Annotated in this window: 13 protein-coding genes and 1 tRNA gene; 6 read left to right on the top strand and 8 right to left on the bottom strand. The window is 31.5% G+C overall.

Translation table 11 applies throughout. The features are described 5' to 3' along the window. Positions 1-227: 227 nt before the first annotated feature. A complete protein-coding gene (tes, locus tag RXO53_RS06140) occupies positions 228-1955 on the top strand; it encodes a tetraether lipid synthase Tes (protein ID WP_410713367.1) in 1728 nt (575 codons plus the stop codon). A gap of 1 nt (position 1956) precedes the next feature. Here tes and RXO53_RS06135 read toward each other — a convergent pair whose 3' ends face one another. Then, positions 1957-2616, bottom strand: a complete 660-nt coding sequence (locus tag RXO53_RS06135; RefSeq protein WP_410713366.1) for a dihydrofolate reductase family protein — start codon at positions 2614-2616, stop codon at positions 1957-1959. A 414-nt stretch (positions 2617-3030) separates the two neighbouring features. Then, on the bottom strand, positions 3031-3387 hold the full coding sequence (locus RXO53_RS06130) for a hypothetical protein (RefSeq protein WP_410713365.1): 357 nt from the start codon (positions 3385-3387) through the stop codon (positions 3031-3033). Between the two features lie 386 nt (positions 3388-3773). Here RXO53_RS06130 and RXO53_RS06125 point away from each other — a divergent pair, with 386 nt between their 5' ends. Together RXO53_RS06125 and RXO53_RS06120 are read left to right on the top strand one after the other, a co-directional pair. After that, positions 3774-4580 carry a translation initiation factor IF-2 subunit alpha gene (locus RXO53_RS06125; RefSeq protein WP_410713364.1) on the top strand — a complete coding sequence of 269 codons (807 nt, stop codon included), beginning with the start codon at positions 3774-3776 and terminating at the stop codon, positions 4578-4580. A gap of 1 nt (position 4581) precedes the next feature. Beyond that, entirely contained in the window at positions 4582-4761 is a 180-nt protein-coding gene (locus tag RXO53_RS06120) for an RNA-protein complex protein Nop10 (protein WP_410713363.1), read from the top strand. A 28-nt stretch (positions 4762-4789) separates the two neighbouring features. Here the strand turns inward: RXO53_RS06120 and RXO53_RS06115 are convergent, their stop codons facing one another. Both RXO53_RS06115 and secY read right to left on the bottom strand, forming a co-directional pair. Beyond that, positions 4790-5407 (bottom strand): adenylate kinase, encoded by a 618-nt coding sequence (locus RXO53_RS06115; RefSeq protein WP_410713362.1) that lies wholly within the window; start codon positions 5405-5407, stop codon positions 4790-4792. Then, complete coding sequence (gene secY / locus RXO53_RS06110) at positions 5407-6771, bottom strand: preprotein translocase subunit SecY (RefSeq protein ID WP_410713361.1); 1365 nt, start codon at positions 6769-6771, stop codon at positions 5407-5409. The genes RXO53_RS06115 and secY overlap by 1 nt, the downstream gene beginning before the upstream one ends. A gap of 364 nt (positions 6772-7135) precedes the next feature. On the opposite strand from secY, the gene RXO53_RS06105 reads away from it, so the two are divergent. Continuing rightward, positions 7136-7483, top strand: a complete 348-nt coding sequence (locus RXO53_RS06105; protein WP_410713360.1) for a Rieske (2Fe-2S) protein — start codon at positions 7136-7138, stop codon at positions 7481-7483. A 194-nt stretch (positions 7484-7677) separates the two neighbouring features. Then, positions 7678-8013 carry a DNA-directed RNA polymerase subunit G gene (locus RXO53_RS06100; RefSeq protein WP_410713359.1) on the top strand — a complete coding sequence of 112 codons (336 nt, stop codon included), beginning with the start codon at positions 7678-7680 and terminating at the stop codon, positions 8011-8013. A gap of 3 nt (positions 8014-8016) precedes the next feature. Here the strand turns inward: RXO53_RS06100 and RXO53_RS06095 are convergent, their stop codons facing one another. The 3 genes from RXO53_RS06095 to RXO53_RS06085 all read right to left on the bottom strand — a co-directional run bounded on the left by RXO53_RS06095 (position 8017) and on the right by RXO53_RS06085 (position 10825). Next, positions 8017-8529 carry a DUF1947 domain-containing protein gene (locus RXO53_RS06095; RefSeq protein ID WP_410713358.1) on the bottom strand — a complete coding sequence of 171 codons (513 nt, stop codon included), beginning with the start codon at positions 8527-8529 and terminating at the stop codon, positions 8017-8019. 80 nt (positions 8530-8609) lie between these two features. Continuing rightward, complete coding sequence (gene hemB / locus RXO53_RS06090) at positions 8610-9626, bottom strand: porphobilinogen synthase (RefSeq protein ID WP_410713357.1); 1017 nt, start codon at positions 9624-9626, stop codon at positions 8610-8612. 5 nt (positions 9627-9631) lie between these two features. Continuing rightward, the gene (locus RXO53_RS06085; RefSeq protein WP_410713356.1) at positions 9632-10825 is read right to left on the bottom strand and encodes an NAD(P)-binding domain-containing protein; all 1194 of its coding nucleotides are present in this window, start codon (positions 10823-10825) and stop codon (positions 9632-9634) included. A 155-nt stretch (positions 10826-10980) separates the two neighbouring features. Here RXO53_RS06085 and RXO53_RS06080 point away from each other — a divergent pair, with 155 nt between their 5' ends. Further along, positions 10981-11559, top strand: coding sequence for a hypothetical protein (locus tag RXO53_RS06080; RefSeq protein ID WP_410713355.1), 579 nt, complete (start codon positions 10981-10983; stop codon positions 11557-11559). Here the strand turns inward: RXO53_RS06080 and RXO53_RS06075 are convergent. Then, positions 11541-11625: transfer RNA gene (locus RXO53_RS06075), tRNA-Leu, on the bottom strand. The genes RXO53_RS06080 and RXO53_RS06075 overlap by 19 nt on opposite strands. Positions 11626-12566: the final 941 nt, after the last annotated feature.

The raw sequence follows: 12566 nt of genomic DNA, 5'->3' as shown, positions 1-12566 counted from the left end.
CTATCGTTATAGTATATACAAGTATATAAAAGTTTAATAAATATTGGAAGAATATTTAAAAATTATTTCTAACTATATTAAATTAATAAGTAAATCTTAAAAAACAGTGTCTAGGCATATATAAGAGGAGATATAATATATAAAATAAGCAATGTATCTAGGGGGTTTAAATATTGGCAGTAGTTCAAGTGAATAAAAAGAAAGAAAGTGAGCAGGTCCATAAGACTATGCCTGCTCCCGGAAGATTTATAACTGAAGGGAATAAGGCCTATGTAGAGATTGCAGAGAGAAAAATACCTATAGGAGGCCCAATGCCACAGCTTAAAGAGAATGAAAAGCATTTACATTATACAACAAGCTTATGTCCTGTGTGTTTAAGATTATTACCTGCAAGAGTTTTTGAAAGAGATGGAAAGGTTTTTCTTAGGAAAGTTTGTCCAGAGCATGGAGAGATTGAAGAACTTTATTATGGTGATTCAAATCTTTATACTAAGATGATGAAATATGAAGAAACAGGTAAAGGTGCTGGCAAAATTAAAGCATATGTAAGCTTAAACGCTCCATGTCCCTATAATTGCGGATTTTGCTCAATGCATGAAAATCATACGGCTCTGGCTAATTTAGTTGTAACCAATAGATGCAATCTAAGTTGTTATTATTGCTTTTTCTATGCAGAAAAAGCTGGATATATTTATGAGCCCAGCATAGAGTTGTTGAAGTTCCAAATAGAACAATTAAAGAAACAAGGAGTTACAATGGCAATACAAATAACAGGAGGAGAGCCAACTTTAAGAGAAGATTTACCGGAAATAGTGAAAATGCTTAGAGAAGAAGGAGTAAGGCATATACAATTAAACACAGCTGGAATAAAATTTGCTGAAATGTATTTTAATGACCCAGAAGCAGCAATAAATTACTCTAAAACTCTTAGGGAAGCAGGTGTTAATACTGTTTATCTAAGCTTTGATGGAGTTTCTCCAAAAGTTAACTTTAAGAACCATTGGGAAATACCATATATTTTTGAAGTATTTAGAAAATCAGGTATGACAAGTGTAGTATTAGTGCCTACTCTTATAAAGGGTCATAATGACCAAGAAATAGGAGGAATATTAAGATTTGCAGGTAAGCATTTAGATATTGTTAGAGCAGTTAATTTCCAGCCCGTGAGTCTGTCAGGTCAAATTAAGAAGAGTGAAAGAGAAAAGGTAAGAATAACAATCGCAGATGCTATAATTGAAATAGAAAAGCAAACTGATGGACAGATATCTAGAGATACTTGGTACCCAATACCTGTCGCAGCTAAATTCGCTAAATTTGTTGAAGCGGCAACCGAAACTGAGCAGTTCTGCATGTCTAATCATCCTATGTGTGGATCTGCGAACTATGTTTTTATAGAGAGAGATGCTAATGGCATACCAACCAAATTTATACCAATAGGCGCTTTCTTTGATATAGAAGGCTTCCTAGAATACTTAGACGAAAAAAGAATAGATATAACAGATAGCATGTTCAAAAAATTGCATTTGATAAAAGGAGTGTTGGATTTGAAGAAATTTGTTGATGAAAAAAGAATGCCTAAAGAGCTTAAATTCAGCAAACTTTTAACTAGCATATTCATAAAGAGAAATTATGATGCGCTAGGTCAGTTACACTATCATATGCTATTTATTGGGATGATGCACTTCATGGATCTGTATAATTATGATGTAGAAAGGGTAAGAAGATGCAATATAAGCTATTTAATGCCTGACGGAAGAGTCGTTCCATTTTGTACTTTTAATGTAATGGAGTCATTATACAGAGATTATGTGCAGGAAAAATACAAGAAACTAGATTTAAAGTCAAATGAGATGAAGTCATTTAATCCTGGAGAAAAATATAATAGGTCTAAATATATAGTTAGGATAAATAAAGATCCGATATATATAAATGCATACAAAGGTATTATTTATTAAATTAAACGATTGATTTTTTGGGGTATAATACCCCATATCTTATATTAACCCAATTGTGGCATAGTTGTTTTATTTCTTTTATATAAAATTCTGCTTTGATTTCATCTAGTTCTCCTTTTTCCAAAAAAGATATTCCGCCACCAAAAGCATATGGTGATATTGTAATCCATATTTCATCTACTAAACCTTTAAATAATAAAGAGTAATTTAAATGGCCCCCTCCTTCAACCATGAGCTTTTTAATACCAAATTCATATAGTTTTCGCAATGCCGTTTCCATATCTAGACCTTTATTTCTTTCAACTTTAATTATTTTAACACCAGTTATTTCAAATTCTTTTAGCTTTTTCGGATCAGAATCATTTGACGTAATGATTATACTTCTCTTAGGATCTGAAAATATTTTTAATGATGGTGTTATAATTAATTTAGAATCTACAACTATTCTATATGGCGATGAGCCTTCAACTAGCCTTACTGTTAAGCTGGGATTATCTACAATTGCTGTATTAGCTCCTATCATAACTGCATCATTTATAGATCTTAAATAATGCTGTAATTTAAAATCTTCATTACAACTAAGCTTAGAATATTTATTGCTGTTTGCTATTTTTCCATCCACAGTCATAGTAGAAAATATAGTAACATAAGGCCTTATCATATATATTACTCCCTATATTTAATATTTATAGGCAATTATAAATAGCTTTTTAGCTTATAACTTATTCCTTAATTATGAAATCGTTTTATAATTTAATTATTTTAAAAGTTTACAATGTTTTAACTTATCGGGCAAAAGTCCTCATCCGTTATTGAAGTTATGATGGTCCTCAAAGGTTTTTATAGTTATTACAAAACATAAATGCATATGCTTTGGCTATAATAGATAGTTATACCCTTGGGAATGGGAACTTAATGCAGAGAGTGAACCATCTGCAACACCTCTTCCACATTACAAAACAGTTCTTTTGATGATACTCTCGCTTTAAGGGAATTGAGGTTTCTTTAAGAAATAGGAAATCCTCATCGCGATGTGAGGATGTCTGTCGTAAGGGTAAGGTAGTTTACCAACCCCCTAAAGAGAATCTAGATCTATTTCGATCATTATTGTATTGTATAGATTATCTCTTTTTAATCCTCTTTCTATTCTATACAATTGTTCAGGTGCAATATTGAACTTTTTAGCTATAATGTATGGAGCTATGTTACTTCTCTTAGCATATAAATAGACTAGAAGGCTCCTTATAGCCATAGGGTTTGATAATCTTTTCTTGAACTTTTGATGATTTATTAATATATTTAATATTCTATTTAATGTTTTGCTTTTTTTAACCCATTCTGTTATTTCATTTGGTAATATAAGATCCTTAGGCTTACCTATACCATGAATAACTATCTTATTTGTCTGAACGCTTATAAAATTATTATCCATACTTAGCACCTGTATTTATTTTAATAATAGAAGGTTTTTTAAGCTATATTTAGATAAGAGATGATTACTTATTTTTAAATTTTTATATTAAAATGGCAGCATTAAAAATAATGCTTGGCATAGGATTAACTGATATAATTTTAGGATATGTGGATTATTAGTTTATATAATATCTTGTTGTATGGGAGATATTTTAACATTAGGATTATCTCTTGTAGTGGTTTCTTTATTTCTGACCTCCTCCCCGCCCTAAAGGGCGAGGCTTTCAGTTGTAATTTTATTTTTTATTTATAATATATTGAAAATTAAATTAATAGTTGTTATAAAATAATATTTAAACTCTTTTAAATCCATAATATCAAGATAAAATAAAATTGGGGATAAAATTGGCACTAAAAAATAGAAGAGACTTGCCAGATGTAGGAGAAATAGTGGTTGGCACAATAAAAGAAGTCCATGATTTCGGAGCTTATATGGTTATAGACGAATATAATGATTTAAGAGCTTTTTTACCATGGAGCGAAGTAGCTACAAGAGCGTTAAAAAACATTAATGATGTTATTAAGGAAAACCAAAAATTGGCTGTTAAGGTTATTAGAGTTTATAGAAATAAAGGCCAGGTTGATGTTAGTCTTAAAAGAGTAAATGACAATGAAAGAAAGAGAAAGATGATGTATTGGAAAAGGACCTTAAAAGCAATAAATTTGATCTTGATGGCAGCTAAACAAATTAATAAATCTGAAGATGAGGCATATAAGGAAGTTATTTGGAGATTAGAAGATTATTTTGGAGATGCAATGGCTGGTCTTGAAAATGCAAGCTTGGAGGGTAAGGAAGCCCTAAAAAGAGCCAAAGTACCTCCAGAGTGGCATGATATTTTACTAGATTATGCTAAAAAGTATGTGGAAATAAAGCATGTTCAAATCAGCGCTTATATAAACTTAAGATCTATGGATCCAGATGGTATAGACAAAATAAAGAAAATACTTCTTGATATTAAAGAAGAGGCTAAAAAACATGAGGGCATTGATATAAAGATATATGCTATAGGATCGCCAAAGTATAGGATTGATTTAATAGGACCTGATTATAAGACATTAGAAAACATTTTGGATAAATTAAATTCAAAGGCAGAAAAATTAGCCAAAGAATTAAAGGTAATGTATTCGTTTGAGAGAATTAAGGGTCAATAAAATGAGATGGCTTATGAGGAGATGTATTAATTGCAAAAGATATACGTTAAACCAGGATAAATGTCCATATTGTGGTGGATCTTTGAGAGTACCTCACCCTCCTAAGTTTTCTCCGAGTGATAAATACGTAGAATATAGATATAAATTAAAATACAATATAAGAAATCAAGATAATCTTTAAGAATTGCTTAAGATTATGCCAAATCTATCTAAAGTTTTTGGATGTATTGTATTAGTTGCTCAGCTGCTTCATCTGCTTTATTTTCTTTATTAACAACTATTGCTACCGTCGATGCATAATGTACTGCACTAGCAAATGATGCAGACCTTGCATATTCCATCAATTTTTCTATATCTTTTGCAGTCCCAAAATCAGACCTATTTCTTGAGGCGTCCTTTGTTTGCCTATTATAAATTTCATTTGCATCAGCTTCTATTACAGCAATCATATCTGGTTTTAACTCATCTAATACATGCCTTGGAAGTCCAGGTAAGTAGCCTGATGAAGTTTTAACTATAGCATGAGTATCTATTAGTAAAAACTCTTCTTCTTTTAATTCATTGAGAGATTCTTCTATTATTCTTTTTGCAGCTAATTGTTGCAACTCCAGCTGTTTTCTTAGGCTTAAATGCCTCATTTCATCCCTGTTGTTGACTAGCTTCTCTTTAACAGCTGTTTCGAGCATGAAAGTTCCAAAGTTAATCACCTTTATTTTTAAGTTTAATTTTTTTGCTTTTTCTTGTATTAGAGACAATACTGTAGTTTTGCCTACTCCAGGGACACCTGTTACAATAATTACTTTGAACTTGTTTCTTAAATAGTTCATCATTTTTCACCCATAATCCTCTTAATTAGCGGATACGCCTCTAGCGCTCTTTCATAGCTAATCATTGAGTAGTACTGGTATATAATTCCTACTGCTAAAAGTATTCCTGCACCCGTACCAAAAGAGCCAAATATTGCAGCAACTATAGCAATAGCTCCTACAATTAAACTGCTTAGAACTGTTAATGGATATATATACTTGGATAAAACGGATTCAAGAATTCTTGGATTTCTTCTCATACCTGGAATTTCTAATCCTCCAGATATTAGCTGATCTGCTTGACTGCTTGGATTAAGTCCGGCAACTTCTACCCATATATATCCGAACAATATTGACAAGACTAGCCAAGTTATTGCAAATATTATCGTTTTTAATGGATTTATTGATGCGCTAATAATTCCGTTAGGTGGGGATAAATAATAAACAAGGCTTGCATAACCTTTGTAAATAATAGAGTTTATTCCTAAGAACCTTTCTAAAGGTGTTTCAAACAGCTGTAAGTCAGCAACCAATATTGCTAACAATAAAATCGGTATGTTAGTAACATATATAAATTGAAGAGGTATTCTGCTTCTAATACCCCTTAATCTTGATGAAGTTACAGGTATTTCAACTCTCATACCATTTAGGTAAACAAGTAAAATTATTATCGCGAATGTAGATAAGAGACCAGTTAAATCTGGAAAACCGTTTGGTCTTGCAAATATTAATAAGTTCCTATCTATAATTAAAGCTGGAATAACGCCGAAATCCATAGCTATTTTAGGTATAAATCCAAACATATCCCAAATAACTGTTTGAGCAACTCCTGCTAGTATAAATAGACTTATCGCGCTGCCGAGCCCCCACCCTTTTTGTAAAGCTTCATCCATTAATATTACTAAATATGAAGCAAGAGTAAGTTGAACAACTATTAAGATTTTTATAAATATAGAGGGACTATAACCTGGAGGGAAAAGCTCCCCGCTGAGCATTACAACGATACTTTCAATAACTGCTAAGAAAACAGCTAGAGTTTTCATAGCTCCTGTAAATTTGAGCTGGTCATCTGGGTTTGACAGATCTATATCAATTATCTTTGCCCCAGCTAGAACCTCTAATATTAAGCCTGAGGTGACTATAGGACCTATACCTAGTTGCATCAGTGTCCCGGCACTACTTGCAAATATTATGTTCTGTAAAGATATAGTACTTGTTAAGGCTTGCGTTGGAACACCATATAACGGAATATTAGCCATAACCAAATAAATAACTAATATTATCCCTGTCCAAGCGAGTTTTCTATATAGAGTAAGCTTTTGTTTTGGTTTCTTCATTGTAGGTAAATAGCTTGACCAACTTGCCAGGATATCTAAGACACCCAAGTTTTTGCACCACTAGCTTTATCTAGGATTTTCTGGGAAAAGGGTATATTTAAGCTCTTTCTGTTCTGAAATTAAAATTGTTATTAATATTAGCATCTCCCCCGATCTTAAGAAATCCCGAGGTCTTGAATTTTAAACTCCTTTTATGGATGTAAATCTGTTTCCGCAATGAAATATAGGTGTTTTCCTATTATAAAATTTCAACTTTTGCTTTCTTTAATACGCCTTGTATTTAAAAAATTTATTCCCGGCTTGAAAGACTAGATTTACTGTTTTTTAACACGTTTCAAAATGATTATAAGCTATTAATGTTAGTATAAATATATAAAGTAAAACTAAGTATAATTTTTTTGAGGTGTATGATGTGACTTTTAAAAGGATATCTGTTATAGGAAAAGTTTTTGAAAAAAGGAACTCAGCTGTTGTTATGGTTGATGATAAACCTATATTAATTGTAAAATACAACAATTCCCTATATGGTATGGACGCTATATGTTCACACATGGGTTGTGGATTGCTAACAGACGTCACTGATAACATTGTAACGTGTCCTTTACATGGGGCTAAATTTAATGTGCTAAATGGTGAAATGGTCACCCCACCCCAAGTAAAACCAGAAGTTCCTTGCGAATTTAAATCAGATTCGAAAACTCCGTTAAAAACGTATAAGGTTAGAATAAATAATGAAGGATTTGTAGAGATAGATCTTTAAATAAACAGCATTTTTATAAAATTTTTAAATATAAAAACTTTATAAAAATTTATTATAAGGCAGATTTTTAGGAAATGAATATTAAGTTAGGGGTTATTTGTAGGCTCGTTCTCTAAAAAATATCATAAAAAGAATTATTTAAATACTTTTATTTTTATCTGAATTTATTGTAGAGCTAAGAAAGGGGGAAGAAAATGGTAAATATTGAGGCAGAGATTAAAAGTATAATACAAAGTAAGTTACAAAACGCTAAAATAGTTAATGCATCTAATGAAAAGCAACAAGTTAATTTCGATTTGGTGGGAGATATAATAAAAGTTTCTGAAGGAGATAAGTTAGAAATAATAGTAGATAAAAAGAAACCTGAAAATATAGATGTTTATGATTTTTGTGGGCATGGGTATTTGGTTAAACCAGAGAAAGAATCTAAGATTACTATTCTCTCTTTATGGGGAATTGTGTTTCAATTTGATCCCCCTATAGGCTTGGAAGAAAACACTAAATATTATTTGTGTTTAAGGAAAATATAGTTTTTATAATGAAACAGATATTTTCCAAATTAAATCTCCTGCATAATGAAGGTTTTCAACTGCCTTACCTTTTGATTTTTGCTTTATGAGCTCTTCAATTTTTTTGCTATCATACAAAGCTTTGCCTATCATTACGGGAACTCCTTTATCTTGATCAAATGACGCTATTATTGAATTTTCATTAAATTCTCCCTTTATGGATTTAATTCCTGGTAACATTAAATCGGCCCCCCTAGAAACAGCATTAGTTGCTCCCCTATCTATTATTACTCCGTTGATCCACTGATAGCCTTTCTTTAACAAGCAAAGCAAAGTAGGAAACATTAAATTATTTGTTTTTACTATGCATGGAATACCGTTATCTATATAAATATCTAAGTTTTCATAGCTTGCTATCTCTACTTTTTCCCATTGTATTGGAGTATTTGGAAACTCTCTAATAATTGTTTCCTTTAATTCTTTTACCTCTTTTTTTGAGAGAGGATGCCTCTTGGTAATTTTAATTTTTTCTGACATCTTAACTTCAATCCCTATTCTTTCTAGTTATAAAATAATGCTTAAAATTTTTTGAAAAATTTTAAAAATAGAATAAAAATTTAAAATATTTCTTTTCTAGATTTGATAATTTTTGCGACATCTAGAGCAAAATAGGTGATAATAATATCAGCTCCAGCCCTCTTTATTGAAATAAGAGATTCTACAATAGGTTGCACCTCGTCTAGTAAACCGTTTTTGATGGCACTTCTTATCATTGCATATTCCCCACTTACATTGTATGCGGCCAAAGGGATTTCTGGATAATGCTGCTTAACAAGCTGTATCACATCTAAATAAAGAATTGCAGGTTTAACCATTATTATATCGGCACCTTCTTCAATATCAAGCCTAACTTCCTTTAGTGCTTCCTTTGCATTCCTTGGATCCATTTGATAGCTCTTTCTATTTCCAAATCTAGGAGCAGAATCTACAGCTTCTCTAAATGGACCATACATTGAACTAGCATATTTAGCTGAATAAGCCATTATACCAACATCATTAAAACCTGTTTCATCCAGAGCTTCTCTAATTGCTTTTACTTGCCCGTCCATCATGCCCGATGGAGAAATAAAATCTGATCCAGCCTGTGCTTGAGAAATTGCGATCTTTTGATAAACTTTTAATGTAGAATCGTTATCTATAGTGGTACCTCTTTTATTACTAATAGGAATTCCGCAATGTCCATGAGTTGTGTATTCACATATGCATAGGTCAGTGAAAATTATCGGATCCCATCCAATTTCTCTCCTTATATTTTTAATAGCAACCTGAACCGGTCCATCAGGCGCATAAGCTCTTATGCCATCCTCGTTTTTCGTTTTTGGTATTCCGAAAATTAAAAAAGAATGGATACCTAATTCCATGGCCTCATTTATGTAATTTACTAAATAATTTGAGTTCGGGGGATAAGTTAGGTGTCCTTCAAGGCCTGGTGTTTCTATAGGTTTCTCTATGGATTCGTTAACAAATACTGGAAGTATTAGCTTTGATGTATCTAAATAGGTTTCAGAAACTAAGTCTCTTAGATATTTTATTGATCTTAATCTCCTTGGTCTTATTCTAGGGAACGATGCCAAATACTTCACCTCATATTTTTCTTATAGTATTCTATTATTAATTCTGATATTTCGTCTCTATATGAATCATGCATTAAATTAAATATAGGCCTCATGGACTTCTTTGTAAAGCTTTCAAATGCAATTCTTAGAGCATCATCTAAATTCATTCCTTTATTTATGTTTTTCTTTGTTTGCTCCACTTCATACTTAATAAGAGAATCTATATACTTCATTATTTCTGAAATGCTTTCATCAATATATCTTTTTCTTAGATAGTCGATCAGCTTTCCTGTTTCCTCTTCTATAATTTTTTCTACCAGGGGTATTTGGTTTATTCTATGAGTGAAGTTCTCTTTAACCAATTTTTCTATGCTTTCTATGTTATATACTGTGTTGCTATCCAATGCGCTAGGCGTAGATATGTCTATAATTAGGTTATTATTGTTTAATAATCCTTTTAAAAAATCAAAAGGACCACCTTTTATTGCTATTAAAACAATATCGTATTTTTTGTTAACTATAGAATTAAGATCTTCTACTTCAAAATTACATCTATTGTTTATTAACATCTTTGCTTTTTCCTTAGTTCTATTAGCAATAGTAATTATTTTGGGATCATATTTTGAACATATGTGGTCAATCATTATTTTAGCGGCGCTCCCTGCTCCTATTATTGCAATTTTTTTATTATCTAGACTACCCAAAATTTTTGATCCAAATTCTACGGAAGCCTGAGGATATCCTAGAACACCTTTAGATATATCAGTTTCGCTTCTGGCTCTCTTACCGACTATTATTGATTGATGGAAAACAGAATCAAGTAATTTACTTGAATAACCCATATTTTTTGACTCTTCCCAGGCATTTTTGACTTGAGATAGAACTTCTGTTTCTCCTATTATAGCAGATTCTATGCCAGAAGATACTCTAAATAAGTGTATAGCAGATTCTATGCCAGAATATGTATGAAGGTATTTTGCATAAATACCTAGATTTTGATTTAGCTCTTCTTGTATTATGTCGTCATTTGTTGAATCAACATATATTTCGAACCTATTGCATGTTGATAAGATTACTAAGCCTCTTGCTATATTAAATACATTGTTATAAATTTTCTCCTTGATTTCGCCGAGCTTTACTAAATCATAAAAACAAGAATCTTTGTATGTTATTGAATAGAGCTTTAAGTTATTTATGTCATATTCTTGGTTGTTCATCACATGCACCTACAAGACTTTAACAGTTAATTAGCATTAAGCGCATTTTATATACTGGGTTCATTTTATGTATATACGTTTACATATTTTTACTTATAAAAATGTATTTCAATAAAATCTTTGATAAAAATATTATAATAAATTGGTGGAAATTGATGATAATAATATATCATGATCCGGGAGATAAAAAACAAGAAGATTTGTTTTTAAAATTAATTAAAGAAAATAATATAGATGCAACCTTAGTTCCTGTTTCTAAAATTAATGAATTAACACCAAAAAGTAATGAAATTATTGTTTCCTTAATACCTTTTAGAGGAGGTCATAATGAAAGCATAAAAGAGATTGCTTATCATTATAATGCAAAGTATGTAAAAATACCCTTAGATATGATTTATGAAAATTTAAAAAAATTTTTAAATAATAAGAAATGTAAAGATATTTGTTTTTTATATTGGAATGCCAAAAGATTTGTTGACCTTCAGGAAGAAGATTTAGACAAAATTAGAAAAAGAATAGAAGATGAACTTGGATTGAAAACCTATTCAAATTGTGAAGAATGCCATGATTGTTTTATTGCATTAACGTTAATGAAAGGTAAGGTTTCTGAAAAAGCTCTTAATTATTACAAAAATTGTAATTCAAGTTTGGTTGTAGAAGATTTATTGAGTGTAATAAAACAAGATCTAATTGAATGGATTAAAGACATAAGAAATGCGGGGGGTGGGGTTTGAACCCACGCAGGCCTACGCCAACGGGTTCTGGGCCCGTCCCCTTTGGCCAGGCTCGGGCACCCCCGCGCACTTAATTAATATGATTTTGTCTCATATATAATTTAATTGACTTTAAATTATATTAAAAAGGCAATCTTATTTTGATAAAGCGAACGACAAACCTCGCCTCTTCTAGGGGCGGGATAAAGTTTTTTTAAAATTTAAAAACTTATTAAAAATTGAGATAGTTGCTAATGGGGTATGCGTTACTGAAACATGAGTATGCATCTACCCCAACTAACAAGTGTAATAAAATATAACTCCAAGCCGATCAACTGTTAAAGCATGAGGAGCGGGAGCCGATTTCTCCCACAATATAGGCTTGGGGGATAATAGAGTACCATAAAAGGGGTGTAACCCTTAAGACCTCAGCAAACTCACCCTTCAGGGTGGGGGAAGAGGTCAGAAAATTAGTGGTAAATGAAATAATTGAGGTAAAGCCTTTTAACTTAATTCTAGCAATAAAGTTGAGAAACCTCTTTAGGAAGAAAAAGCCCATCATAATAGCAGTTAAGAAATTTGATGTTAATTTTTTTGTTTAAATCTTGAGACTTCAGGTTCTTCTAGGACAAAATGAAGATAGAACTATCGTGAAATAGCAAAAAATATTATACTGCAATTAACTAAAAATAAAATAGCCCCTATGACAGGCGCTCGCTATTTCTGAGAAGTATATGATGACCAACGGGTCTGTGAGGGGCAAAGTTTTTAATTGTAAAGTTTTATTTTTTAACTCAAAAACTTTTGTTTTTAATCTTTCATCTGTCAGCACCAGAGACCCCGTCCGTGAGGTCGGGGGGTTAAGTACAAAAGAGTTAGTTAAAAAATAAAAACTTGGGGATGTTCCCTGAAAGCAGATATAAAAATAGCAGTACAAGGAAAGATTCTAAACCCTAATAAAGAGAAGAGACATAAACTAAACGTTATTCTAGAGAAATACCTAAATGCAATAAGGTTTTTTGCTTCTT

The sequence above is a fragment of the Caldisphaera sp. genome (genome assembly GCF_046536515.1).
Taxonomy (GTDB): Archaea; Thermoproteota; Thermoprotei_A; order Sulfolobales; family Acidilobaceae; genus Caldisphaera.
This window is presented reverse-complemented; position numbering and strand designations above follow the sequence as displayed.